The organism is Dissulfurimicrobium hydrothermale, assembly GCF_022026155.1.
Lineage (GTDB): Bacteria > Desulfobacterota > Dissulfuribacteria > Dissulfuribacterales > Sh68 > Dissulfurimicrobium > Dissulfurimicrobium hydrothermale.
In genome coordinates this window covers 1,413,583-1,438,946 of the sequence record NZ_CP085041.1, presented here as the reverse complement: position 1 = coordinate 1,438,946, position 25,364 = coordinate 1,413,583, and the positions used below count along the sequence as shown (strand labels likewise).

At 44.1% G+C, this 25,364-nt stretch carries 30 protein-coding genes, 2 tRNA genes and 1 pseudogene; 17 read left to right on the top strand and 16 right to left on the bottom strand.

The annotated features are described in order from the left end of the window. Positions 1–11 precede the first annotated feature (11 nt). Positions 12–284, bottom strand: a complete 273-nt coding sequence (locus LGS26_RS06925) for a hypothetical protein (RefSeq protein ID WP_237888163.1) — start codon at positions 282–284, stop codon at positions 12–14. A gap of 94 nt (positions 285–378) precedes the next feature. Here LGS26_RS06925 and LGS26_RS06920 point away from each other — a divergent pair, with 94 nt between their 5' ends. Then, entirely contained in the window at positions 379–1,194 is an 816-nt protein-coding gene (locus LGS26_RS06920) for a uracil-DNA glycosylase (RefSeq protein ID WP_237888162.1), read from the top strand. Here LGS26_RS06920 and LGS26_RS06915 read toward each other — a convergent pair. The 4 genes from LGS26_RS06915 to LGS26_RS06900 are packed head-to-tail and all read right to left on the bottom strand — an operon-like array spanning position 1,191 to position 3,227. After that, positions 1,191–1,838 carry a DedA family protein gene (locus tag LGS26_RS06915; RefSeq protein WP_237888161.1) on the bottom strand — a complete coding sequence of 216 codons (648 nt, stop codon included), beginning with the start codon at positions 1,836–1,838 and terminating at the stop codon, positions 1,191–1,193. The two genes, LGS26_RS06920 and LGS26_RS06915, sit on opposite strands and share 4 nt — an antisense overlap. 17 nt (positions 1,839–1,855) lie before the next feature. Further along, entirely contained in the window at positions 1,856–2,308 is a 453-nt protein-coding gene (locus LGS26_RS06910; protein ID WP_237888160.1) for a TIGR00725 family protein, read from the bottom strand. 27 nt (positions 2,309–2,335) lie between these two features. Beyond that, positions 2,336–3,010, bottom strand: a complete 675-nt coding sequence (locus LGS26_RS06905) for a protein-L-isoaspartate(D-aspartate) O-methyltransferase (RefSeq protein WP_237888159.1) — start codon at positions 3,008–3,010, stop codon at positions 2,336–2,338. After that, entirely contained in the window at positions 2,991–3,227 is a 237-nt protein-coding gene (locus LGS26_RS06900; protein ID WP_237888158.1) for a hypothetical protein, read from the bottom strand. The genes LGS26_RS06905 and LGS26_RS06900 overlap by 20 nt, the downstream gene beginning before the upstream one ends. A 225-nt stretch (positions 3,228–3,452) precedes the next feature. On the opposite strand from LGS26_RS06900, the gene LGS26_RS06895 reads away from it, so the two are divergent. Together LGS26_RS06895 and LGS26_RS06890 are read left to right on the top strand one after the other, a co-directional pair. After that, entirely contained in the window at positions 3,453–3,806 is a 354-nt protein-coding gene (locus LGS26_RS06895; RefSeq protein ID WP_237888157.1) for a hypothetical protein, read from the top strand. A 16-nt stretch (positions 3,807–3,822) separates the two neighbouring features. Next, positions 3,823–5,031, top strand: coding sequence for an SAM-dependent methyltransferase (locus tag LGS26_RS06890; protein WP_237888156.1), 1,209 nt, complete (start codon positions 3,823–3,825; stop codon positions 5,029–5,031). 40 nt (positions 5,032–5,071) lie between these two features. On the opposite strand, the gene LGS26_RS06885 is transcribed toward LGS26_RS06890, so the two are convergent. Then, entirely contained in the window at positions 5,072–5,512 is a 441-nt protein-coding gene (locus LGS26_RS06885) for a CoA-binding protein (RefSeq protein WP_237888155.1), read from the bottom strand. A 183-nt stretch (positions 5,513–5,695) separates the two neighbouring features. On the opposite strand from LGS26_RS06885, the pseudogene LGS26_RS06880 reads away from it, so the two are divergent. Continuing rightward, positions 5,696–7,058: pseudogene (locus LGS26_RS06880) on the top strand (peptide chain release factor 3); the annotation flags it as partial. 147 nt (positions 7,059–7,205) lie between these two features. On the opposite strand, the gene LGS26_RS06875 reads toward LGS26_RS06880, so the two are convergent. After that, a tRNA-Phe gene (locus tag LGS26_RS06875) sits at positions 7,206–7,281 on the bottom strand. An 82-nt stretch (positions 7,282–7,363) separates the two neighbouring features. Beyond that, positions 7,364–8,149: a biotin--[acetyl-CoA-carboxylase] ligase gene (locus tag LGS26_RS06870; protein ID WP_237888154.1), complete on the bottom strand. Its 786-nt coding sequence runs from the start codon at positions 8,147–8,149 to the stop codon at positions 7,364–7,366. A gap of 59 nt (positions 8,150–8,208) precedes the next feature. On the opposite strand from LGS26_RS06870, the gene LGS26_RS06865 reads away from it, so the two are divergent. From LGS26_RS06865 to LGS26_RS06855, 3 genes are all read left to right on the top strand, one after another. Next, on the top strand, positions 8,209–9,165 hold the full coding sequence (locus LGS26_RS06865) for an NAD-dependent epimerase/dehydratase family protein (protein ID WP_237888153.1): 957 nt from the start codon (positions 8,209–8,211) through the stop codon (positions 9,163–9,165). 83 nt (positions 9,166–9,248) lie between these two features. Beyond that, positions 9,249–10,145: an MraY family glycosyltransferase gene (locus tag LGS26_RS06860; protein ID WP_237888152.1), complete on the top strand. Its 897-nt coding sequence runs from the start codon at positions 9,249–9,251 to the stop codon at positions 10,143–10,145. A 19-nt stretch (positions 10,146–10,164) separates the two neighbouring features. Next, entirely contained in the window at positions 10,165–12,090 is a 1,926-nt protein-coding gene (locus tag LGS26_RS06855; RefSeq protein ID WP_237888151.1) for a polysaccharide biosynthesis protein, read from the top strand. A gap of 63 nt (positions 12,091–12,153) precedes the next feature. Here LGS26_RS06855 and LGS26_RS06850 read toward each other — a convergent pair whose 3' ends face one another. Continuing rightward, positions 12,154–12,423, bottom strand: coding sequence for a hypothetical protein (locus LGS26_RS06850; protein WP_237888150.1), 270 nt, complete (start codon positions 12,421–12,423; stop codon positions 12,154–12,156). Positions 12,424–12,760: 337 nt separating this feature from the next. Between LGS26_RS06850 and LGS26_RS06845 the strand changes: the two genes are divergently transcribed. From LGS26_RS06845 to LGS26_RS06820, 6 genes are read left to right on the top strand one after another with little or no spacing between them, the layout of a single operon-like run. After that, on the top strand, positions 12,761–13,543 hold the full coding sequence (locus tag LGS26_RS06845; RefSeq protein ID WP_237888149.1) for an MlaE family ABC transporter permease: 783 nt from the start codon (positions 12,761–12,763) through the stop codon (positions 13,541–13,543). Between the two features lie 5 nt (positions 13,544–13,548). Then, positions 13,549–14,346 carry an ABC transporter ATP-binding protein gene (locus LGS26_RS06840; RefSeq protein WP_237888148.1) on the top strand — a complete coding sequence of 266 codons (798 nt, stop codon included), beginning with the start codon at positions 13,549–13,551 and terminating at the stop codon, positions 14,344–14,346. Then, positions 14,327–14,773, top strand: a complete 447-nt coding sequence (mlaD, locus tag LGS26_RS06835; RefSeq protein ID WP_237888147.1) for an outer membrane lipid asymmetry maintenance protein MlaD — start codon at positions 14,327–14,329, stop codon at positions 14,771–14,773. The genes LGS26_RS06840 and mlaD overlap by 20 nt, the downstream gene beginning before the upstream one ends. A gap of 15 nt (positions 14,774–14,788) precedes the next feature. Further along, positions 14,789–15,430: an MlaC/ttg2D family ABC transporter substrate-binding protein gene (locus LGS26_RS06830; RefSeq protein ID WP_237888146.1), complete on the top strand. Its 642-nt coding sequence runs from the start codon at positions 14,789–14,791 to the stop codon at positions 15,428–15,430. Positions 15,431–15,436: 6 nt separating this feature from the next. Then, positions 15,437–15,904, top strand: coding sequence for a Crp/Fnr family transcriptional regulator (locus tag LGS26_RS06825; RefSeq protein WP_237888145.1), 468 nt, complete (start codon positions 15,437–15,439; stop codon positions 15,902–15,904). 15 nt (positions 15,905–15,919) lie between these two features. Continuing rightward, positions 15,920–16,699 (top strand): MlaA family lipoprotein, encoded by a 780-nt coding sequence (locus tag LGS26_RS06820; protein WP_237888144.1) that lies wholly within the window; start codon positions 15,920–15,922, stop codon positions 16,697–16,699. Between the two features lie 85 nt (positions 16,700–16,784). Here the strand turns inward: LGS26_RS06820 and LGS26_RS06815 are convergent, their stop codons facing one another. Continuing rightward, on the bottom strand, positions 16,785–17,012 hold the full coding sequence (locus LGS26_RS06815) for an FmdB family zinc ribbon protein (protein WP_237888143.1): 228 nt from the start codon (positions 17,010–17,012) through the stop codon (positions 16,785–16,787). A 104-nt stretch (positions 17,013–17,116) separates the two neighbouring features. On the opposite strand from LGS26_RS06815, the gene hpt reads away from it, so the two are divergent. Next, a complete protein-coding gene (hpt, locus tag LGS26_RS06810; RefSeq protein WP_237888142.1) occupies positions 17,117–17,677 on the top strand; it encodes a hypoxanthine phosphoribosyltransferase in 561 nt (186 codons plus the stop codon). An 11-nt stretch (positions 17,678–17,688) separates the two neighbouring features. Here hpt and LGS26_RS06805 read toward each other — a convergent pair whose 3' ends face one another. The 6 genes from LGS26_RS06805 to LGS26_RS06780 are packed head-to-tail and all read right to left on the bottom strand — an operon-like array spanning position 17,689 to position 23,149. Continuing rightward, positions 17,689–18,399 (bottom strand): ubiquinone/menaquinone biosynthesis methyltransferase, encoded by a 711-nt coding sequence (locus LGS26_RS06805; RefSeq protein ID WP_237888141.1) that lies wholly within the window; start codon positions 18,397–18,399, stop codon positions 17,689–17,691. After that, on the bottom strand, positions 18,396–19,268 hold the full coding sequence (locus tag LGS26_RS06800; RefSeq protein WP_237888140.1) for a menaquinone biosynthetic enzyme MqnA/MqnD family protein: 873 nt from the start codon (positions 19,266–19,268) through the stop codon (positions 18,396–18,398). The genes LGS26_RS06805 and LGS26_RS06800 overlap by 4 nt, the downstream gene beginning before the upstream one ends. After that, positions 19,261–20,505: an amidohydrolase family protein gene (locus tag LGS26_RS06795; protein WP_237888139.1), complete on the bottom strand. Its 1,245-nt coding sequence runs from the start codon at positions 20,503–20,505 to the stop codon at positions 19,261–19,263. The genes LGS26_RS06800 and LGS26_RS06795 overlap by 8 nt, the downstream gene beginning before the upstream one ends. Before the next feature lie 28 nt (positions 20,506–20,533). Next, positions 20,534–21,604 carry a cyclic dehypoxanthinyl futalosine synthase gene (mqnC, locus tag LGS26_RS06790; protein ID WP_237888138.1) on the bottom strand — a complete coding sequence of 357 codons (1,071 nt, stop codon included), beginning with the start codon at positions 21,602–21,604 and terminating at the stop codon, positions 20,534–20,536. Beyond that, a complete protein-coding gene (mqnE, locus tag LGS26_RS06785) occupies positions 21,601–22,686 on the bottom strand; it encodes an aminofutalosine synthase MqnE (RefSeq protein WP_237888137.1) in 1,086 nt (361 codons plus the stop codon). The genes mqnC and mqnE overlap by 4 nt, the downstream gene beginning before the upstream one ends. After that, complete coding sequence (locus LGS26_RS06780; protein ID WP_237888136.1) at positions 22,655–23,149, bottom strand: FKBP-type peptidyl-prolyl cis-trans isomerase; 495 nt, start codon at positions 23,147–23,149, stop codon at positions 22,655–22,657. Before LGS26_RS06780 ends, mqnE begins: the two co-directional genes overlap by 32 nt. Positions 23,150–23,654: 505 nt before the next feature. Here LGS26_RS06780 and LGS26_RS06775 point away from each other — a divergent pair. From LGS26_RS06775 to LGS26_RS06765, 3 genes are all read left to right on the top strand, one after another. Next, complete coding sequence (locus LGS26_RS06775) at positions 23,655–24,221, top strand: LolA family protein (protein WP_237888135.1); 567 nt, start codon at positions 23,655–23,657, stop codon at positions 24,219–24,221. 30 nt (positions 24,222–24,251) lie between these two features. After that, complete coding sequence (gene nadA / locus LGS26_RS06770) at positions 24,252–25,169, top strand: quinolinate synthase NadA (protein ID WP_237888134.1); 918 nt, start codon at positions 24,252–24,254, stop codon at positions 25,167–25,169. Between the two features lie 108 nt (positions 25,170–25,277). Further along, a tRNA-Cys gene (locus tag LGS26_RS06765) sits at positions 25,278–25,353 on the top strand. Positions 25,354–25,364: the final 11 nt, after the last annotated feature.

Sequence of the window (25,364 nt, the reverse complement as noted above, 5' to 3'; positions counted from 1 at the left end):
CGGAAAGATGTTTAACGGCCATAGTGCTCGGCAAGATAATCAATGATGATCTCGGCCTCGGCATCCGTAAAAACCCTTGCATGTTCCCGCATCCTAATGACCGTCTTTTTCCATTCGTTCCTACTCATCCTCATCGACTTTGGCCTTTCTATCGAGTGGCAGATTCCGCATTTTTTCTCAAAGAGTCTCTTTGCGTCTTTTGGCTCATCGGCACATACCTGTTTCAGGCAACACGACATGGATGCGACATAACAGACTATCAACAAAATCGCTGTTTTTATCACCTTTTATCTTTTATGCCTCTTTCATAATTTTATCGATTCATTTATTTATAGGGGCAGAGGATGATATTTGCGACCATTCATGCAGCGACCATCTATGACCTTCGACAAATTTACTGATTTTATACACGATATCATCAATTGGATCAGATTTCAAAGGGAACTCGGCACAGAGGTCGTGGAGAGGACGCGCCATATCAATGCCTTTCTTGGAGGGTCCGCTGACTGCTTACATAATTTTCAGAACGGCAAATGGGATGCTACAGTGCCGGCGACAAAAATATCTTTGCCCAAAGGGGAAGCAGGGCTCCTTGAGGTGAAGGATCTGCTTGGAGATTGCAAAAGGTGTGGACTCCACAAAACGAGAAAAGGCATAGTCTTTGGAGAGGGCCCTGGTGATGCGCGTCTTCTTATTGTAGGCGAAGCCCCAGGGAGAGAAGAAGATATAGAGGGACGTCCTTTTGTAGGACCTTCAGGAAAACTCTTGGCAAAGATGCTAAAGGCTATAGATATTGAAAGAAGTGATACATATATAACAAGCGTCATAAAGTGCCGACCCCCGGCTAACCGGACGCCGAAACCAGGCGAGATCGCTTCATGTATACCATTTTTGGCCTTACAGATATGCGCAGTTTCCCCGAAGCTCATCTTGGCGCTAGGCCAGATTGCCGCGCAATGGCTCTTGAATGTCAGAAAGCCGTTACATGAACTAAGGGGCGTCCTTTATTCCCTGCCAGATCTGCCGGTGTCGTCAATGCGGATCGATCGACCAAATGATATATTGGACATAAAGGTGGTTGTCACTTATCATCCGGCCTATATTCTACGTCTTGCCGGTGACAGGCAAAAGTCTGTAAAGCTCGATGTCTGGAAAGATCTTCAGATGCTTCAACATGAATACAAACAGGGCTAGGCCCTGGCTTTACCGTATCTGGCCCTTGTATATTCAATTACCCCAGGCATGATGGAAAAAATGATGATAAAAAAGATAAAAGAGGTCAGGTTTTTTTTGACGAATGATATATTGCCGAAAAAGAAACCGCCCAACAGAAAGAGCGTCACCCACAAGGAGCCACCTATTATATTGTAGGCAACAAAGCGCCTATAAGTCATTCTGCCGATCCCTGCAACAAACGGCGCAAAAGTACGGATTATAGGAATGAAACGTGCGATTATTATAGTCTTACCGCCATATTTTTCATAGAATAAATGCGTTCTTTCCAGGTGTTTTTTATTTAGAAGACGTGAGCTTTCCATGCGAAACACCATAGGTCCGACGCAATAACCAGCCCAGTAATTTACCGTATCCCCAAGGACCGCTGAAATTATCAGCAAAACCATCAGAAGCCTAATGTCCATTGCGCCTGAAGCGGCCAATGTACCTGTTACAAAAAGGAGTGAATCGCCCGGGAGAAATGGGGCTATGACCAATCCCGTTTCTGCGAATACTATCAAAAACAATATCAGATAGATAAACGGACCGTAACCCCGGACAAACAAATCCAAGTAATTGTCAAGATGAAGCAAGAGTTGAATGGCTGAATCTAAAATTTCCATGCCCCCTTTTATTGCCATTAAAGCAACATTTCGAATGCCTTGTCTACGGCCTCTTTAGGGGAATCGACATAATAAACGCCTTTGAGATTTTCCCATGTCTTCAGGCCGATGACCGGTTTCCACATCTTTAAGGCGATGGATGCCTCTGCGAGCGTGCCGTACGAGCCAGCAATGGCTATAAGCACCTCACATGACCTGACAAGTATTACATTTCTTGCGTATCCCATGTCCGTCATTACAGGTATTTTTATGTAAGGATTAGCATCTGCCGCTTTCGGCCCAGGAAGTATGCCAACCGTAATGCCTCCTGCATTAAACGCCCCTTTTGCCGCGGCCTCCATCACTCCTCCTAGACCGCCGCAATATAAAATGGCGCCCCGTTCCGCTATCATGCGCCCTGCCTGTTCAGCCATTGCGGCAATCTCAGGATCGCACAGACCCGCGCCTATCACCCCAATCCTTCGCATCATATCTTTAATCAGACCCCTTAATTAAACCTACTCCTTCCATCCATGCTCACCGATCAACCTTACAAAACGCACCCCTGTTATGTTCTTCTGTTCCAACCTACCGTCGCTTTTTGTTATCTTCACCAATACTTGGGAATATTCATCACCGACAGGGATGATCAATACGCCAGGATCTCCAAGCTGGTCAACAAGCGGTTTGGGTACCATCGGGGATCCTGCGGTAACAATTATGGCGTCAAACGGTGCCTCGTCTCGCCATCCCCATGTCCCGTCATCAAGTTTCAGATAAACATTGGAATAACCTAGACTATCCAGGGTCTTTCTTGCCCTTATGAGCAGGGCTGGCACCCTCTCAACACTGAAGACCGACCTTGCAAGCTCACCAAGTATGGCGGCTTGATAACCTGAACCAGTGCCTACCTCAAGCACCTTCTCAATACCCTTCAGCCCGAGTTCCTGCGTCATCAAGGCCACGATATAGGGCTGAGAAATAGTCTGGGCATAGCCTATAGGCAAAGGAAAATCGCCATATGCCTGGTCCCACAAGGCCTCATCGACAAAAAGATGTCTTGGCACCTTGCGCATAGCCGCCAGCACCCTTTCGTCCGTTATCCCGTTGGACGCAAGTTGCAGCCCAACCATCCTCTCTCTAGCTATTTTGAATCGGTCGCTGCCGGATCTATCAGCTGCCGGGGACGACATAATACCGCACTTTTATGACCTTCCTCGACTCGAAAATGATCTGCAGGGCCTCAATCTTTTCTCCCCCCAGATATTTCCCAAGCAGAGGTATGCGCTGCCAAAAATGTTTGTTGACTTCATAATAATACCACTCTTCCTGGCCCTTGGCGTTAGTCTGGCTGGCATAGGGCGGTCCGAACAGTTTGAGCACATCTGTCTGGCTCTGACCCACCTTCAAGATAGATGCATCTGATACCAAATGGGTCTTCGGGGGGCCAGTGCAGGATGAAAGAAATACAGTTAAAAGACCCAACATAATAATAAGAGATGATTTTTGACTGCAAAAGGATGCCATAATATTTTCTTACCCTATTTTTTTTGAAAAATCTAATGGCTATATGATATATTTTAAATGAATTGTAAATGGTCGACGCCAAATTATCGTAATAAGGAGGCAAATAAAATGAGATGTCCAGGCTGTGGGACAATTAGTTTTGATCATCATGAGGTCTGCAAAAGATGCGGGACCGATCTCAGAGGTCTGAAGGGGTTGCTTTGGGAGGGGGTCTCGGCTGATGAATCTATAAATTGGTTTGAGTTGACCTACAGCGCCAAGCGTGCCATAATTGAAAATGGCGGTGCTAACCAGATAAAAGGACAGACCAGACTTGTGGATATCGATGTCTCTGACCTCGTAAGCGACGAATTTAAACCTAAAAAAGATGAAGCTGTAGGACTGGATCCTGATCTCCTTAAAAGGGCGGCTGCCAATGAGGAATTTCAGAGGAGATTGAATGATATTATAGAAGAAAATTAACGATGGAGGCATCAAAATGGACACAAGACGTGCTGTCGGATTTTTAGATTGTATATTGAAGGAAAGTCCACCTTTTGCGTGTAAGGTTCGTCTTTGGGATGGAACCGAACTCTCGTTTGGCGAGGGATCACATCAGTTTGTCCTACATATCAAACAGCCCGATATCATTGATTCCATTTTTACGGGTGATCCATCTCTGGCATTTGGTAATGCATATGTCAATGGCGATATAGATATAGAAGGGGATCTGGGCGCGCTGTTGAGCCTGGTATACAGGACCGGCATTCAATCTAAATTATCCTTCAGCCAAAAGGCGCGTATCTGTTGGGCAGGCATCAAAAACAAGGCAAGAGGCGGCATCAGGCAATCAAAAATAGACGTTCAGGCCCATTATGACAAGGGAAATGACTTCTACAAATTATGGCTTGACGACGGACTCAACTATTCATGCGCTATTTTCTCTTCCCCAGGCGATACCCTTGAAGAGGCTCAGCGCAGAAAGATCGCCTATACCCTGCACAAGTTGAGACTCAGCACTGGCCAACGTCTTCTTGATATCGGCTGCGGCTGGGGAAGTCTTGCGATCTATGCGGCGAAGATATACGGTTGTTCGGTAGTTGGCATCACCTTATCTGAACAGCAATATGCCCTTGCAAAAAAAAAGGTTGAGGAGCAAGGGCTTTCCGGGCAGGTGAATATCAGGCTTGAGGATTACAGGGAACTGGAGACGTCTCCTTTTGACCGTATCGTATCGGTTGGTATGTTCGAACATGTAGGAAAGGAAAATATCCATCTGTTTTTCAAAAAGGCCTCGAACCTCCTACGTCCTGGCGGCCTGATGTTGCTCCACACTATCTCAAGAACAAGCCCAAAGGAAATGGATTCATGGATAACCACATATATATTCCCAGGCGGTTATATACCGGCTGCCGGAGAGATATTGGAGGCGGCCGAGGCACATGGTTTTGACTTTATAGACATGGAGGACCTGCGCCCACACTACGATATGACCCTCGGACACTGGCTCAGACGTTTTGAGGCAAATGTTCAGACCGTAAAAGATATGATGGGCGAACAATTCGTAAGGATGTGGCGGCTGTACCTGACCGGCTCACAAACAGCATTTCGTTACGGGCCGATGCACGTCTTTCAGTTTCTTTATTCTCTGGGAAGGAGGGACGACCTACCGCTTACCAGGAGATGGTTTTATGAAATTGAGGTATAGCTAGGACCTAGCCTAGATAGATAGCGACCTTTCTCAAGACCTAACCCACATGTTCTTTACTGCTGGCAAAGGCCTGACCGGTCATGACGCCAAGACATGCGTCTTTTACAATCATGATCCTGTCTTGATAGCGACTGATTATCTCGTCGTTTTCTGTGCCTGGCTGGAGCCAAATAATTTTTGCTCCAGTCTTGATCGCATCTTCAAATATCGGCGCAGTGGCGTCAGGTCTTCTGAAGACGTCCACAATATCAATGGGTTCAGGGACATCTTTGAGAAAAGCGAGCACCTTCCTCCCTAATATTTCTGCCCCGGCATGGACTGGATTCACCAGATAGACCTTGAAGATGCCCTGTCCGATGACCCGCTGTGTTACCAGATAACTCGCCCTTTGGGTGTCAGGCGATATACCCACTACAGCAATAGTTCTTGCTGTTTTTATGAGTTGCAATATCTTGTCTCGGTCTTGGATTATTGTCATTTTATATCCTTTTTACAAAATTGTCTGCAGACGTCCCTATGGTTTGATCATGGACAACCACAAGATGTCCGGATATTTTGATTATGAATCAAATATCACAGTTGGTCAATCCGCACCCAGGACCGGCAGAAAAAAAGGATCGAAAAATGAACAAGCTCCAAAAAGAGAGCGAAGTCGTCGTACCTTTCTGTCATCACTTCTGTGATGAAGTTCAATTACAGGGGCTTTGAGATCAACCTCCTAGACACCCCGGGGCATCAGGATTTTCTGAAGACACATACCGTGTGCTGACTGCTGTTGATAGCACCCTCATAGTGATTGACAATGCCAAAGGCATAGGGTCTCAAACCGAAAAGCTTATGGAGGTCTGCCGGATGAGAAATATCCCGGTCATGACCTTTATCAATAAGCTGGACAGGGAAGGGATCGATCCGTTAAATATATAGCCGATATCGAGGATAAACTCCAGATCGAATGCGTGCCGCTTTCTTGGCCATAGATATGGGCAAGGGCTTCAAAGGCGTCTATAACCTATATCGAAGGGAGCTGCATCTATTAACCCCTGGTCTTGACACCAGATCTCGGGAAGGCATCGTGATAAACAGCCTTAAAGATCCGATGCTGGATCGTTTGCTTGGAAGTCAAGCGGAACAACTACGTAAGGACGTTGCCCTGTTGGACGGAGCGGTAGCGCCTTTAATTATATGGAATATCTAAAGGCAAACCAGATCCCTGTGTTTTTCGGCAGCGCAATCAACAATTTTGGGGTCAAGGAGTTACTTGATGCCTTTGTTGAGCTTGCACCTGCATCCGGCCCAAGGGCCACTGTCAGCCGAATGGTTTTGCCTGAGGAAGAGAACTTTTCAGGTTTTGTCTTTAAGATCCAGGCCAACATGAACCAGGTGCATCGCGACAGGATCGCATTTTTCCGTATCTGCTCAGGGAAATTCATCAAAGGCATGAAGTCATCCATCACAGACTCGGCAAGGAAATAACTTGGCCAATGCTATTGTCTTCATGGCCCAGGACAGAAAAAACTTGGCATCAATAATCATGGCACTATCAAGATAGGCGACACCTTTACAAACAAAGAAAAGCTCAAATTCACCGGCATCCCAAGTTTTGCACCCGAACATTTTCGCAAGGTACTGCTCAAAAATCCAGTCAAGATCAAACAACTTCACAAGGGATTGCTACAGTTGAGTGAGAAGGGCGCGGTACAGCTGTTTCAGCCCATCCTTGGCAGTAGTTACATCCTGGGCGCAGTAGGATTATTGCAGTTTGAAGTGACTATGGCGCAGCTCAAGGCGGAATACGGAGTGGATGCGATCTGCGAAGGGGTTGATTATACTGCTGCCAGATGGGTGAGTCGTAGCGACAGAAAAAACTTGATGAGTTCAAGAGAAAAAATCAGGTCAATCTGGCCGTGGATGCCGAGGGCCATCTCGTATTTTTGGCTGCCGGCGAGTGGAGGTTCTCGCATACAAAAGAGCTTTTCCCAGATATCTTGTTTCATAACACCAGGGAATTCGGCTTATTATTTTAAACCATTTGGATGCATTAAATTAAAAAGAAAAGACTTTTTTTCAAATACGTAAATGACCGGGTTTGATTCCCGCCAACTAAAAAAGCCTGCCTCTACGCAGGCTTATGAACTTTACAAGGATTTTTTGGATGTTAATGGATATTCATTTGGTGCCGAGGGACGGAATCGAACCGCCGACACGTGGATTTTCAGTCCACTGCTCTACCGACTGAGCTACCTCGGCAAAAAGTGCAATCATTATTATTGGCCATCCCTGATTTGTCAAGCGATTGTTGTCAGTATATAAAAACATATGAAAATAGAGATCAAATTGGGCATCTAAGGCTTATCCCACCAGAAGCAAGGGTGATCGAGCCCATGTCGGTATCTATGATAAGGTGTCCCGAACTGTCCAGCCCTGTCACAATCCCTGACATCTCTTCCTCCTGATACTCAAACAAAACGGCCTTGCCGATCATGCCTGACGATGTCTCCCATTCACGAAATATCGATTCAAGGCCATCCCGGGCCTCAATCAGTATCTTGTCTATCTCGTCAAGCAAGACATTAAGCATATGATCTCTTTTTACCTTGATGCCTACGCTAGCTTCAAGTGTGGTCGCCTTGTCACGCAATGACGGCCCGAATTGCTCAGGACCACCCTCAAGATTTATCCCTATTCCGGCCACCATGACCTTCATATCCCCTACAGATCTCACTTCACAAAGTATACCACAAAGTTTCCTGCCTGCGATAAGGATATCGTTGGGCCATTTGATCATGTGTCCTTTAACCCCGAGAAGGCTTAGGGCTCTAAATGTGGCAAGCCCTATTAAGATAGTAATAGATGGATGGATATAGCATAAAAATCCTCTGATATGTACGACAACAGAGCAAAAAAGATGCCTTTTATCAGCTGCACCGCCTGACCAACTCCGCTCCATCCTGCCGCGGCCACCAGTTTGTCTGTCGGCATAGACCGTCAATCCATCTTCACTCAACAAGGCCTCATTTTTTAGGAGAAAGGTATTTGTTGAATCTATCTCATCGAGATGCAGCAATATCCGGCCTATAATCTGCCTTGACGTCTTTGGTATGATGAATTTAGGCATAGCTGTCGATTTCGATAATTTTATATTATAATAATCAAAAAATATCTCATCCCTTTAAAATGATCCATGTTTTAATCACTGGCGCCAATGGTTTCATAGGCCAAAACCTCTGCAAGAGCCTGTCCGGCTTGAATATATTTGCGCGTGGAGCTGTAAGAAGGATCGGGCCGCATATAGAAGGAATAAATGAATTATTGGTCGTGGGCGAGATAGGTCCCGACACAGAGTGGTCTTGCGCCTTGGATGGAATAGATATAGTTATACACCTTGCTGGCAAGACGCATGTCATACAAGGCGGCAAGGATCAAAAAAAGGAATTTTATACAATCAATACATATGGAACTGAAAGGCTGTGCAAAATGGCTGCGCACGCCGGGGTCAAACAGTTTATATATCTCAGCACAGCCAAGGTGCACGGAGAGATCAGCCTGGATAGACCATTCAGCGAAAAAGATATTCCGGCCCCTTCAGATGACTATGCGATGTCCAAATGGCAGGCCGAACAGGTAGTGAATGCAACGGCTGCGGGCTCAAATATGAAGGCCGTCATCCTGAGACCTCCAATGGTCTATGGCCCTAAAATGAAAGGAAACCTGTTGCGCCTATTGCGGCTCATTGATGCAGGCATTCCATTGCCCTTTTCATCCATAAATAACAAGCGCAGTCTTTTGAACGTCGCAAACCTAATTGATATCTTGTTGTCTTTAATAAGATATCCCATTCAGGAATCCGCCACATTTTTGGTGAGCGACGGGATTGACCTCTCAGTAGGAGAAATAATTAGGCTCCTCGCTAAAGCGCTCGGCAAAAAACCTCGGCTGATCCCGTGCCCTGTAAACATAATCAAGGTCGTAGCCTGCCTCCTTGGGAAAAGAGATGATGCTGAACGTATCGTAAATCCCTTGATGATCGACAGCTCTTTGATACAAAAGCACTTGAAATGGATGCCGCCCCATTCAATTTGGTCAGGATTTAAAGATGTAGCGAATTGGTATAAAACTCAAAAAAATTTATGAAGGCCAACTTGTTGCTGTCAATCCCTGCGTCATTTTTAACTACATATTTGTTTATAAAATGGATGCTCCGGAGCGGGGCCGCGATGCTGGCCATAGATGCACCTAACGCCCGCTCGCTCCACAAAAGGCCCATACCCAGGACTGGCGGACTTGGAATTATAGCTGGGACGGTAGCAGGCCTTGCTATATTGGATGAAGGCTGGATATTTCCGCTCCTGATACTGTCATGCGCCATTGCAGCCGTCTCGTTTTTGGATGATGTAAAAGACATTCATGCAGGTTATCGTTTGTCCATTCACTTAGTTGCGGCATATGTGCTTGTAGGCGTCTTTCTCCGACTGCAAACAGGAATTATCGTTGCCGCGGTCTTGGCCCTCGCCTGGATGACAAATCTCTTTAATTTTATGGACGGCTCTGACGGACTCGCTGGGGGTATGGCTGCATTGGGTTTTGGATTCTATGGCCTAGCGAGTCTCTTAGCAGGAGATATCACCTTCTCCCTTGCCAACCTCGCGATTTCAGCGGCCGCATCGGCATTTTTAATATATAACTTTCACCCTGCACGCATATTTATGGGTGATGCAGGCTCCACATTTCTGGGGTTCTTGTCCGGGGCCATCGGACTGATCGGATGGCAAAAGGGATTGTGGTCGCTGTGGTCCCCCATGCTCATATTTTCACCATTCATAATAGATTCAACGCTGACTTTGTTAAAAAGATTGACAAGGAGGGAAAAGATCTGGCGCGCCCATTGTGAGCACTATTATCAACGCCTTATTAAAATGGGATACGGCCACAAGAATACCGCCCTTATAGAATATTGCTTTATGATCTCTTCCGGGGCGGCGGGTTGCTTTTTGCCTAACGGTGCGGCAAAATGGGCCGTAATTTTATTTGTAGCCTGCAGTTATCTGGCCTTTATTTTAATAATTGATATATCTTGGAAAAAATTTATAACTAAAAAATGTCCTGGTCAATAAAAAGAGGTCTTATTCATTCATGAGATATCTCCTTAAACGCCTCAATCTGTATCTGCTCAATCACCGTTGGGTATGGGTCCGCACCATTATATTTTTTTATGACATGTCCTCCGTCGCCATATCATGGCTGTTGTCTTTCGTGATCATCTCGAATTTCAACCCATCTTATGTGGTCATATTTAAGTCTTTGCCTGCCGCATTTATCATTCAGGTTATATCGATCATGTATTTTCGCTTAGATCGGATAGTGGCAAGGTTCATTTCACTCCCCGATCTTATACGTATATTAAAATCCGTATTCTTTGCATGTTTCATCACCGCAATATTTGAATTTCAAAACATCCAACAAAAAGCCGTATTTGTACTGGACCCATTAATACTTACCATCCTCTTGGCAGGAGGAAGGACTTTATATCGACTTTATATAGAAGGCACAATCTATGGCAAGACGGGTCTCAGGACATTGATCATTGGAGCTGGCAGGGCAGGGGAGGCGCTGGCAAGAGAACTGCTTCGGAAAGATCAAAAGATTTATCTTCCTGTAGGTTTTTTGGATGACGACCGCCTGAAGGCTGGGAAAGAAATACTCGGGGTCCGGGTCGTCGGGCGCACCAGAGATCTGGCCCAAATAGTCCGTAGGTTGGATATAGAAATGGCGCTGCTCGCCATACCATCTGCCGCCCCCAAGACAGTAAGACGCATTACAAAACTATGCCATGAAGCCAACATTCCATGCCGCACCCTACCATCCATACAAAAACTTTTAACAAGTAAAGCTGATATTAGTACATTACATGATATCACTACTGAAAATCTCCTAGGTAGAGCACCAGTCAGTCTGGACTGGGATGGCATAAGAAGCCAAATAGAAGATAAAACCATATTGGTAAGCGGCGCTGGTGGATCTATAGGGAGTGAACTATGTTGTCAAATAGCATCTCTTGACCCCAAAAAAATAATCCTTCTCGAAATCAGCGAATTCGGGCTCTATCAGATAGAGATGACACTCAAAGAGCAATATCCAAACAGGGAAATAAAGGCGATTTTGGCCGACATAAGAGACAGAGACAGTCTATTAAAGATCTTTAAAGAAGAAAGGCCGTCCCTGGTGTTTCATACGGCAGCGTACAAGCATGTCCCGATGGTCGAAAAAAATCCATTGGCTGGCATCAAGACAAATATATTCGGTACAAAGAATATAGCCGATGTCTCATCTGAGTCAGGCGTAGAGAAATTTATTTTAATCTCCACTGATAAGGCAGTAAATCCGACGAGTGTTATGGGTGCAACCAAGCGCATTGCTGAACTTTACTGTCAAAACATGACCTATGATTCCAATACGGCCTTTATAATAACTAGATTTGGAAATGTACTTGAATCCTCCGGTTCGGTAGTCCCGCTCTTTAAAAGGCAGATGGCAAATGGAGGGCCCCTTACCGTCACCCATCCGGAGATAAGGCGTTATTTCATGACCACTTCTGAGGCATGTCAACTTGTATTGCAGGCATCAGCACTGGGTTGCGGCGGCGAAATTTTTGTGCTCGATATGGGAGAACCTGTCAAGATCCTGGACATGGCTGAACAAATCATCCGCCTAGCAGGCTTTACCCCTTATACCGACATACCAATTGTCTTTACAGGTCTCAGACCGGGTGAAAAATTATATGAAGAGCTCTTTTATAGAGAAGAAAGGCTTACTCCCACTGCTCATCCCAAACTTTTGTTGGCAAAAGGCGCCGAAGTAGATTGGCAATGGTTGAAAGCAAAACTTAATGGTCTTAAGGTCATAAAAGACCCACTTGAAATAAAAATTTATCTAAAATCCATTATCAATGAATATCAATTCGCAGAGAATATCATTCCACCAAAATTAAATTATCTAACCGATAAAATCAAAGATCTAGCCAAATATAAAGAAAAGGCCAAACCAAGAAAAATTAATTGATTTTTACATCAAAAAGGGCCTTGGAAGGCCCTTTTTGATGTAAAATAAATTAGATGCTATTAATTACTTTGTCTCAGGCTGTGTCTCAGGCTGCGCGGCCGGGCTTTCTTCTGTCGCTTTTGCCTTCTTTGCCGCCTTAGCTTTTGCCTTCTTTGCCTTCTTTGCCTTCTTTACTTTCCTTGCCTTCTTTACAACCTCCTTTTTTGCAGGCGCTTTTTCAACTTGCTCTTGCGCGGCAGGCTGCTGATCTTGCGTCTGCATATCTTCTGCAAGGGCAGCAAAAGATAGGCCCATCACTGACAATGCAACGGCTAGTGTTAAAAACTTTTTCATTTAGAAAATACCTCCTCTACGAATTTAAATTAAATTAATTATAATTCTGAAAAATTACAAATTTATTACAAGAAAATTACATAAGTTAATAATACTCACTTTTCTTGATGCTGAATCCAGTACCTATATCTTTATTTATTTTTTATGTCGGCGGCTTCTGCCAAGGCCATATTAAAAATTATATCGTTATATTAACTCTATGTATAAATATTTTTATAATATCCAGAAGAAACTGGCATTCAATAGATAATAAGACTATAATAACTTTTTTTGAGGTTGAAACAATGCGCTTAAGGTGATAAAAATTAAAAAAATTATTTATTCAACGGCCTATTGTATGACGATTTTTTCAAAGCTGGGTAGCTCGATTATAGGCTTTCTTGATTATGCAGGCAGGATGGGAATTTTTCTCTTTTACTGCCTTATAAGCGTAATTGTGCCTCCATATAAAATACGCCCCATAATACAACAAATATATTTTATCGGAGCAAGCTCAGTATTCGTCATACTGTTCACAGGGGCGTTCACAGGCATGGTGCTTGGACTTCAAGGTTATTATAGCCTGCGTCAGTTTGGTTCAGAAGGCGCCCTCGGATCAGCCGTCGGATTGAGCTTGGTCAGGGAGCTTGGTCCTGTATTGACGGCCCTGATGGTTACAGGCAGGGCTGGTTCGGCGATTTGCGCCGAGATCGGAATCATGCGTAATTCCGAACAGATCGACGCCCTTGAATGCATGGCGATCGATCCGTATAAATTCATCATTGCCCCTAAGCTTGTTGCTGCAATTATCTGTATACCCCTTCTTACAAGTCTTTTTGATTGCATAGGCATAATAGGTGGTTTTGCGGTAGGGGTGGATCTCTTGGGGGTAAACGAGGGTGCTTATTTTTATGGTTTATACAAAAGCGTTGTATGGCAGGATGTACATATGGGCATTATAAAGTCCTTGGCCTTTGCCGTAATCATCATCTGGATATGCGCCGCAAAGGGTTTTTATCTCCATCTTGATCGCCTGGGCTTTGGCGCAGAAGGCGTAAGCCGAGCCACCACACAAGCCGTAGTACTTTCATCCGTAGCCATCCTTGTCTTTGACTATCTAATTACGGCTATTCTGCTTTAAACGATATGGCGAAAGAATCAAGACGGATTGTAATAGAACTTAGGGATGTCAGAAAGACATTCGGCAATCAGACGGTACTGAATGGAGTAAATCTTTCGATAGTTGAAGGAAAGACAACCGTTATCGTCGGTGCAAGTGGCCAAGGCAAGTCCGTGATAATTAAACATATGCTAGGGCTTTTGCGCGCCGATGTCGGTGAAGTTCTCATATATGGGAAAGATATTGGCAAAATGAAACAAAAAGAGCTAAAGGAGACGCGCGCAAATTTTGGTGTACTATTTCAAGGTGCCGCGCTCTTCGACTCCATGACCGTTTATGACAACGTCGCATTGCCGCTTCGCGAACGGACCAAGCTCTCTGAAAGACATATCAAAGACAAAGTGCATGAAAAATTGGCACTTATGGATCTCGAGGGGATGGACATGAAATTCCCGGCCCAGTTAAGCGGCGGGATGAAAAAGAGAGTAGGACTGGCGCGCGCCCTGATTCTCGATCCAAAAATTATGTTTCTTGATGAACCTACAACCGGTCTTGATGTCAAAAGGAGCAAAGAGATATACCGACTCATACAGAGCACGCAGGCAAGGCTTGGCTTCACCGCCATCATTGTAAGCCATGATGCACCCAAGATATTCAAGCTGGCAGACTATATCGCCTTGATTGCAGAGGGAAAGATACAGGGATGCTTGCCGCCTGAGGGCTTTCAGCTGTCTCGGAACAGTTATATAAAGGGTTTTGTAGAGGAGACGATGGGCAATATTTATTCTTCAGGGGATTCCTTTTATGAATCGGATCAAAATTGATACAATAGTCGGTTTGTTTTTGATCGGAGGTTTTATCTGTTTTGCATATCTTGCAATAAAACTTGGAGATGTCCCGCTTCTGGGCGAAAACTCCTATAATGTAACCGCCTACTTTACCTCTATTTCAGGCCTCAAAGAAGGAGCCGACGTGGATATAGGAGGAGTCAAGGTTGGTAAAGTAAAAAAAATAACACTTGATCAAAATACATATGAAGCAAAAGTAATCCTTGCTATTAAAAATGGCGTCAAGATACCAAGCGACACAATTGCAAGTATAAAAACTTCTGGCATAATAGGTGACAAATACATAAGTCTCAAGCCAGGAGCATCAGAAAAATATCTAAAAGATGGAAGTAAGATAACAGATACTGAAGCTGCTATAGATATAGAAGGACTTATTAGTAAATATATATTTGAAAAACAATAGGAAGGAAGAATAGATATGAAAACTATTTCACAATTAAAATTTATAGCTACTTTACTGTTAATAGCAATCTTTATCGCTTCTTCTTTCAGACCAGCTATAGCAAATAATAAACAAGATCCTATGGCCTTAATAAGTACTACTGTTAATTCAATAATCGATCTACTTAAAAATAAAAATTTAAACAAAGATGAGAAAACACAAAAAATCAGAGCATTAGTTTTTGAACGCTTTGATTTTAATGAAATGTCTAAAAGAGTCTTAGGCACTAATTGGAGAGGACTTACGCCTGAACAGCGGGAGACCTTTGCAGATTTGTTTTCAAAACTCCTTGAGGCGTCTTATATAGGAAAAATTGAAAGCTACTCAGATGAAAAAGTTATTTTCCAGAATGAAATTCTACAAGGTGATACTGCAAGAGTAAATACACTTGTCCGAACAAAAACAAATGATATACCACTTATTTATTATATGTTTTTTAATGGTAAAAGCTGGTATATATATGATGTTATAATTGAAAATGTAAGTCTTGTAAGTACATATAGAGGAACATATAATCAAATTATAAGACAAAAAGGTTTTGCTGATTTGATTCAAGAAATGAATAAAAAAATAGATGAATTAAATGCATCAAGAAATAATCACAATAAAGGCATATGATATTAAATGGATAAAAGAGATCCATGCTTAGATATAAAAATATCTCTTGCTGGGCTCAGCTGCCTGAAAGGTATAGCCATTGACAACCTTTCCTCTTTTTTTGCACTAAAAAAATCGCTGGCTGGCGAGATTCTTTTTAAAGAAGGAGACAGGGCTGATTGGATGGCCTTTATTGTCTCTGGAAAGCTTGAAATTAAAAAGCAGACTGAGTTCCATGACAAATATTTTGTATTGTCTATCTTGGGAAGTGGTTCATTTATCGGAGAAAGGGCCATACTAAATAAAGGCGAACTTCCACGATCAGCCACTGCAACGGCCCTTGAAGAGACATGTCTTGCCGTTATGAAATGGGATTCCTTTGAGGAACTCCTTGAGAAATTCCCTGATATTGCGGCGAAATTGCTAAGGGTATTATTAAATGAAGTATCTTTAAGATTGATTGGTGCCAACAATCGCATGGCATCGGTTTTTTAATTTACCGGAGGGACTATGAAACTGTCGCACGCTGCCGTTTTGCCAATAGTCGTATCTTTGCTGTGCATAAACCAGGCTCTGTTCGTTGTAAACGATGTATCCGCAAATGACGCACAAGGTGCAACTTCCATCGCCAAACCATTCGATTCTGAATCGAACAACCAAGATGAAGAATATGAGAAGGCCATCGCATCGATGCCAGACCCTATAGAGCCATTCAATCGCATCATGTTTCAGCTAAATGATAAACTTTATTTTTATTTTTTTAAACCTATAGCAAAGGGATATTCTTTTGTAATACCTGAGACGGCCAGGATATCGGTCTCTAACTTCTTTTCAAATCTTGCTACGCCTATAAGGCTTAGCAACTGTCTCCTCCAGGGAAGGATAAGCGATGCCTCCAATGAGTTTACCCGCTTCTGCATAAACAGTATCTATGGAGTAGGGGGTTTGTTTGATCCGGCAAGAAATTTTTGGGACATCCCAAAAAAACAGGAAGATTTCGGCCAAACGCTCGGACGCTATGGTGCAGGTCCAGGTTTTTATCTGGTGCTGCCGTTTTTTGGGCCGTCAAGCCTAAGGGATGGGATCGGGATTGTGGTGGATTTTTTGCCCGATCCGATGACATATCTCCTCACTACGGCTGAATATTGGGGGACGGAAGGGGTTGTCAGGGTTAATTACATATCTCTTCATATGGGAGAATATGAAAAGATCAAAAGAGAGGCCATTGATCCATATCTTTTTACAAGAGATGCATATGCACAATATAGGGCAGGTCTGATAAGGCAGTAATAAATAAAGAGGCCAGGCGATGAACATGCCCGACCTCTTGTGTCATGCGTCATGCAGGCACACGGCCTGAGCTCTTTTGTTAAGCTCAACCAAAACGCCTGCCGAAATGTCCGGCGCCTCCGCTGCAAGATGAACTTAAGCCGCTTTTTCCGCTGGACAGGCTGGTCGAGCTGTAGTTGAAACCCGACGGCATCTTTTTCGTTTCTCTTGCGCCGCAATAAGGGCAGTGGACATCGTTTGCATCTTTAAAGGAAGAGACAAAACGTTCAAATGTCTTTTTGCAGTTGTTGCAAAAGAAATCAAAAATCGGCATAATCTCTCCTTTTCCTGTATGATTTTGATAAGATTGTAAAATTTTATTACAATTATATAAATTAATCTTTTTAAATATATTGTCAATCGGAATAGGAGGAAACTTTGAAGACGGAAGATGAATTAAAAGAAGTGCTTTCACCTTCAACAATAGCAAAGCGGGTCTTTGAGCTCGGTGAAAAGATTACAAAAGATTATCAGAATAACCCATTGATATTGATCGGTATATTAAAAGGCGCTTTTATTTTTATGGCCGACTTGGTCCGCGCCATAAAATTGCCAATCAAATTGGATTTCGTAAGGCTTTCAAGCTATGCAGGGACTGAATCATCCGGCGGCATATCCTTCAGCAAGGATATAGAGTTGGATATCACAGGTCTTGACGTGCTTGTCGTAGAAGATATCATAGATACCGGCTATACCATCAAGTACCTCAAAGAGGTGCTAAAGCTACATGAACCCGCTTCTGTGCGTATCTGCTGCCTGATCGACAAAAAGGAAAGACGCAAGGTAGAGATAGAAGCCGATTATGTAGGTTTCGAAATCAGACATGGCTTTTTGGTTGGATATGGTCTTGACTATAACGAACAATACAGGTATCTGCCAGGTATATATAAATTGAACCCTGGTTATAAACCGATAGGTTTTGTGCCATCCGACAGATAGATAACGCATCCTTAGGGCTTTAAACCTGTATAAAGGGTCACAATACCAAAAGTGAGCGGCCTATAGTTAATATTTACAAAACCTGCCCCTCGCATCATGGATGCAAGGACATGGGGCTCATAAAATGCCTGAATTGAGTCTGCCAGATATCTGTAGGCCTCGCGGTCTTTTGAAATAAGACTTCCCAGTGCTGGAAGAAACCTATGGAGATAAACGTTATATATCTTAGAGAAGGCATGGTTCTTTGGACGCGAGAATTCAAGAATCACAAGCTTTCCGCCCGGTTTCAACACCCGCAACATCTCTCTGAGACCCTTTTCAAGACGGCTCAAATTCCTAACACCAAAGGCCACCGTTGCCCCAGAAAATCTTGAATTCGATATAGGCAATTCCTCGCCATCCCCGCATACAGGCACAATAAAACCCATCTTTTTATCGCCATTGAGCTTAAAAACACCACATTTGAGCATTTCATAGCAAAAATCCATCGCGACTATTGTGTTGTTTCTTCTCTTTGCAAGTTCGCGAGAGAGCGGCAAGGTTCCTGCGCACAGATCGAGAATCGGACCCTCTTCACATCCGTCCAGCTCACGGGCCGTTACTAAACGCCAATACGAATCTATTTTCAAGCTGAGGATCGAGTTCAAAAGGTCATAGCTGCCGGCGACAGATGCAAATTTCTTCCTTACGAAATGTTTTTTTTCATTTTCTGAGTACATCATGTCGCAAAGGCCTCAAAAAAAGATAATGAAGAGATCTTTGGGAAATCACCACGTCTGTTAAGTAGATCAAAAAAGTGCAAAAGCCCTTTTTGTTTTTCCTCTGTCAAATCAAGCTCAATACCCCTTAAATAATCAAGGCACTTGGTCTTGTCCATAGGTATTACGATTGCGGCAATGTCACTTATCCTTTCAAGCTCCTGTTGGCCTTGAAGTCGACAGTGATTCAGCTTTCTATAAAGTATCGTCAATGCGTCAGATGTATCTTTAATACACTCCTTCCTTATCGCCCACACTGCAAAGACAAAAGGGAGTCCTGTATTGTTGAGCCATATCTCGGCGAGATCAACGGAAAGGTCGATCTGATCAAAATCGATCCTCTCCCTCAGCCGTAATGCCTCGTCGCCTATGGCAAGGTAGGCAGATGCCCCCACGTCTTTTTTGTTCAAAAGGCTGAAGTCTCCGGTCATATAGATAGGTTTTACACCCAAAAAGTCTTCAAGCACAATCTTCACAAGATTTGCCGATGTAGCAGAATATTGGGTTACAATCACAATCCTGCCCTGAAGCCTTTTAAGGGGCACCTTGCTGAAGAGCGTTACGCTTCCGACCGTGCCGGTTGCGCTGATCGACAACCCAGGAAAGATGAGGTATTTTTTAAAATTAAGTCCGTAAAAATACGACGATACTATACCCACCTCAATTTTACCTGCATCAAGAAGCCTGTTCAATAAGACAGGTGGGCCTTCCACTATCTCCCAGCCCGGCGCCCCGCCAGATTCCTTCCATGGTATATATATTTGTGAGGTATTTATAAAATTTACAAACCCTACCCTTGGTTTGGGGCTCGATTTAGATAAGACGTCAGCCATTGATCAGATGACACCTCACTTCAGGACCTTCACAACCCATTGTCAGAAAATCATATATATCACTTTCTATTATATTTGGGGCATTGACGGCAAGAAATGCTGCAATCTTTCCCTCTGAAAGTGCACCCAGGTCCTCACCAATGCCAAGCGCCCTTGCGCCGCCATGGGTTGCGGCCTTAAAAATTATCTCGGTCGAAAGTCCTGGCGCAATGCGCGCAAGGCTTGCCATTTCTGAAAATATGGACAGCCTGTCATTACTTGCAAGGCTATCCGTTCCAAGGACGATCGGTACGCCGGCCTTTACCAGTTTTTCGGCAGGCGGAATGCCTACACCTAAAAAAAAATTGCTTCTAGGACACAGACAGGCAGTAGCACCACCCCTTGCCAATATGTCTATATCGTCATCACTCAAATGTACGCAGTGAACACATATCGTATCCTTGTCAAGCACATTTAGAGATGAAAGATATGATACAGGGCTAGCCTTGGGAATGTCATAAAAAGGCAGCCAGCACCCCCTTTCTTCAAGTAGCTCTCTCAATGGACCATTGCCGCCAGCCAAAAACTCTATCTCATCTGACGATTCTGCGACATGTATAGAAAAAGGCCTTTTTCTCAATCGACTTATCGACTTTATGACCTTTATCGCCTGCGGAGACACTGTATAAGGTGCATGCGCCGCAACTGTAAAATGAAAGCAGCCGGACGTCATAGCCGTAAAACTGATCCAGTCATTTACCAATGGTCTTGGATCGTTTTGCTGACATATTATCTCTTTAAAAAAGATACCCCTTATGCCTGGCCCCATGTTCTGCAGGACGATTTCAGGGATAAGCTCTGTATTGCCGATATCTCCAACCGCCACTATCCCGCCTGAGGTCATCTCATTTATGGCTGCCTCGACCGCTGGCCTAAACTCATCGGCATTGATATTGCTGCGCGCCTTGATAACAGCCCGTATCCAACCAGTGAAAGAACCACTGGGCTCAAGGCGATATTTCAAAGGAGCAAGCTCCATGTGCGAGTGCACATTTATGAGCCTAGGACAGAGTATCACATCCCCATGATCCAAGATCGTACCGTGAAAGCGAAGGGCTATTTTATTTATCTCGCCTACCTCGATTATCTTCCCGCCAAAGGTCACAACCGCGCCGTTTGAAATAGGCGGACACGATACCGGTACCACCCATCTGGCTCTATGGATGCGTAAGGTCTCTCTATTATCCAATCTCTTCATTCGGCTCATATCTTCATTTAAAGGATATCTATCTGGATTTTTCCGCAAATCTATAATCCATAAGACGCTGTTTGGGCAAAAACCCAGCTTCTACGATGAGTCTCCTTATCTCATCTTCAGACAGCTTATGAGTTACCCCTGTTGCGGCCACTACGTTTTCTTCTATCATCGTGCTACCAAAATCATTGGCACCGAAGGATAGGGCTATCTGTGCTACCTTTGGCCCCTGAGTCACCCAAGAGGCCTGAAGGTTTGCAAAATTGTCCAGGACTATCCGTGAGATGGCAAGGAGCTTTAAATATTCATGGGCTGTTGCGGCCTTAACACTGAGGGCGGTGTTTTTTGGCTGAAATGGCCATGGAATAAAGGCAGTAAATCCACCGGTGCGGTCCTGAAGTTCACGAAGACGCATAAGGTGGACAATCCGCTCCTCTATAGTCTCGATGTGACCGAACATCATAGTTGCGGTGGTTCTAATCCCGAGCCTATGAGCCGTCTCCATTACACCCAGCCACTCGTCTGTGCCAGCCTTTTTTGGAGATACAATATTCCTTACCCTGTCAGAAAGTATCTCTGCGCCTCCACCAGGTATGGAATCAAGACCTGCTGCTTTGAGTCTAAGAAGTACCTCGGCTACAGAAAGACCCGAAAGCCTGGCAAGATGGATGATCTCTGGCGGCGAAAATGCATGGCAGTGTATATCGAAACCTTTTATGAAAGAGAGCATGTCTTCATAGAAAGACAACGGCAAATCAGGGTGAAGTCCACCCTGAAGAAGTATCTGGGTGCCACCCAGGGCCTTAGTCTCTTCTATCTTTTGGCCCAGTTCTCTTTTTGAGAGCACATAGCCGGCACTATCCCCTGGCGCCCGAAAGTAAGCACAGAACTTGCAGCCCGATATGCAGACATTCGTATAGTTAATGTTTCTATCTATCACATATGTTACGACAGGTTCGGGGTGCAGAAAGTGCCTTATTTCGTCCGCAAACATACCTAGGGTCAGGAGATCGGCATTTTCATAAAGAAAAACGGCTTCGTCACCAGTTATCCTCTGCCGATCCCTAACTTTTCGAAAGATGTCTTGTATGGTCGCCTTCATACAGGTCGGTAGAGTGTATCCCTTTCGATAGGTATACGGCCTGCTTGTTTTATCAAGTCTTCAATCTCTTTTCTTGTCATGGCTTGAGAGGTCTCACCACCTGCCATATGGGCGATCTTCTCCTCCATCACCGTACCATCTAAGTCATCAGCCCCAAAGGAAAGGGCTATCTGCGCTATCTTCGGCCCTAACATCACCCAATAGGCCTTTATATGAGGAAAATTGTCAAGCATGAGCCTTGAAAGGGCTATCATCTTCAAATCCTCGACCCCGCCAGTTATGGAAACACCGTTGAGCTCAGTATTTTTTGGATGAAAGGCAAGGGGTATAAAGCACATGAATCCGCCTGTCTCGTCTTGGGCGTCTCTCAGCGCCATCAGGTGGTCTATACGCTCATCCAGGGTCTCAATGTGCCCGTAAAGCATGGTTGCATTAGTCTTCAGCCCGAGCCTATGCGCTGTCTTTGCAACCTCAAGCCAGCTCTCGCCGGAGAGCTTGTTTGGACAGAGACGCTCACGTATCCTGGGGCTAAATATCTCAGCCCCTCCGCCGGGCATAGAGCCAAGTCCTGCCGCAATAAGATCAGAGATGGCGTCTTCTATAGACTTTCCGCCCATCCTTGCAATATGGGCAATCTCTACGCAGGTGAATGCCTGTATATGTATATCTGGACGAACGGCCTTTATGGCCTTTAGCATATCAATATAATATTCATAAGGGAGATCAGGATGAACTCCGCCGACGATATGGACCTCTCTGACAGGTTCGCTCAACCGTTCCTCAATCTTGGATACTATCTCGCCAATGGTCATCTCATAGGCTGCGTGTGCCCCCTTTTTCTTGCCAAAGGCGCAGAATTTACACAGATTTATACAAATATTTGAGTAATTTATATGCTGATTATAGATATAATAGGTTTTATCGCCGTTCAGTCTCTCTCGGACGATATTTGCCAAATAACCAAGAAGCGGCAGATTATTGATCTCGTAAAGCCTTTTGGCATCATAGGCATCAAGACGTTGATTTGAAATAATTTTTTCATATATCGCACTAAGCCCTGCCTTCTTCAATGCCGTTTCCATTGGCGAATACCCCTTTATTGTTATTTTGCGGGTCAGGATAAAAGACATCCTTTACTTTAACCTCAAAATAGAGGGTTTTCCCAGCAAGTGGATGATTAAAATCCACAAGCACAGCCCCTTGCAAGACAGACCGCACCAATGCAGCCCTTCTAATACCGAACTCGTCAGGGACCTTTATAACCTTGCCTGTCTCAATCTCTTCAAAAATACGTTCGGTTGCGACTAGATATACCTTTTTTGGGTCATAATAACCATAGCCGAACAAAGGCGCCACAGCTATTACTTTATCCTCACCAGGTGCAAGGCCGATCAATCCTTCTTCCACAGGCCTTGGAAAATCACTCTGTCCACATAAAAACTTTACAGGTCCGCCTGATTTTTCAGAAGAATCGACTATCTGACCAGTGGCAAGCCTTACACGGTATTCAATTACGACTATGCTTCCATATTCTACTCGAGCCATCACAAAAACCTCGATACCACCTTGTTCGGCCGCATTTCTGACAATCACCCTTTGCGATATTATTACAATGTCTTACTAAAAAGAATAGGGGGAAGGTCGGTATCGCGACCCACTTTCCAATCCTGAAAAGATATTTTAGTTAAGGCCAATTATATAAATAACACCTTATATATACCCATGCAATCCAAAGAGACCGCCACGGCAAACAAGATAGACGCATTAATGGAACATATCGTTCTCATGATTAATTTATCTACCTTACAACTGGTATTTCTAAATATTTTTTATGCTATAGGATTGCCAAATGGGACGCCGCATTGATTTATTGGCCGTTAGGGTATAATTATATAAATGAAAGATCAATTATTATTTAAGGAATTTTATAAAAATGTCAAATAAGTTTTATTTATTTTGCTACATTTTATTTATTTTTTATGCAATATTTTTTAATTCCACTTTATCTTTTGCACAGGACCAAGCGAGACATGTCACCGAGCTGGCAAATATGCTCCAAAGACGTTATGAAAAAACAAATGACATCAAGGCTGATTTTGTGCAGGAAACCAAACCAGCCAGCGTAAATGAAAGTATAACAGCTACAGGCACGGTCTATTTCAAAAGACCGTACCTAATGCGCTGGGAATACAAACAACCTGAGCCTCAATTGATCGTAACCTCTGGCAGCGAGGTTTATGTATATGAACCGGAGGCAAAACAGGTAACAGTGTTGGCAAGGGAGCAGTTTTTATCTTCTGAGGTAAGCAGAGCCTTTTTCTTTGGCAAAGGAGATATCAATAAATATTTTCTGGTAGGTCCAGGGGGACAAAACGGCCTTGATCCAAACTGGTCTTTAAAGCTCATACCGCTTGATGACGCCGGGCAGGTCCAGACGATTTGGGTAGGCCTTGATCCTAAGACCCATCTAATAAAGGAGATGTGGCTTGAAGATCAAACTGGTGGAAAGATCCACTTGATGTTTAAAAACATTGAGGTGAATACGGCCATTAAAGACTCTCTCTTTAAATTCGTTCCACCAAAAGGAATTGATATATATAGAACGGACGATAACTAGCACAGCGATTAATTTAATAAGGATCAAGATATGACGCGCCAGGATGAATTGGCTCTAAAAATCAAAAGGCTTGCAACGGATAAAAATGCAATAATCCTTGCTCACAACTATCAGCCTCCTGAGATACAAGACCTAGCAGACATAACTGGAGATTCTCTGGCACTTAGTATCGAGGCCTCAAAGACGAATGCAGATATCATCTTGTTTTGTGGCGTACATTTTATGGCCGAGACAGCTGCCATCGTATGTCCTGACAAAAAGGTGCTGTTGCCTGTAATAGATGCAGGTTGTGCCATGGCTGACATGCTCACTGCCGCAGAGCTAAGGGACTTTAAAAAACAATATCCGGATGTACCGGTTGTGACATATGTAAATTCCACCGCAGAGGTCAAGGCCGAGAGTTACATCTGCTGCACCTCTGCAAATGCGGTCCAGGTAGTAAGGTCTTTAGGGACGCCGGAAGTTATTATGACGCCCGACATGAACCTGGCCCGATGGGTGCAAAGACATACCGATCAAAAAATTCATTACTGGCCTGGATATTGCCCTATTCACAACAACCTTAGTGTTTCAGCGGTCAAAAAGGCACGTTCCGAGCATCCTGACGCCGTACTTATAGCGCATCCTGAATGTCCACCAGAAGTCATTGACATGGCCGATGTGGTAAGAAGCACGACAGGCATGATCGACTATGCCAGAGAATCGAAGGAAAGGGAGTTTATTATAGCTACCGAGATAGGGCTCCTCTATACACTAAAGAAACAAAATCCACAAAAGGAATTTTATCCTGCATCACCTGATCTGATTTGCCAAGACATGAAAAAGATAAATCTGAAGGATATAATCAAGGCGCTTGAAGACGAAATACACCAGATAACAGTACCCGAAGAGATCAGGATCAAGGCGCTTCAAGCCGTCCACCGTATGATGGATGTCCCAAGGGATTAATGCCCTCAAGAACATCCTTACTTAAAAAACAAAGGGTCTTAAAAGCAATGGCACCTTGCCGACCCTTGTCAAAGGAAGCCCCTTATGTTAAAAAACAACCTGCTTTTGGGCGGCGTAGCCAAGTGGCTAAGGCGACGGTCTGCAAAACCGTTATTCCCCGGTTCAAGTCCGGGCGCCGCCTCCAACAATATTAAA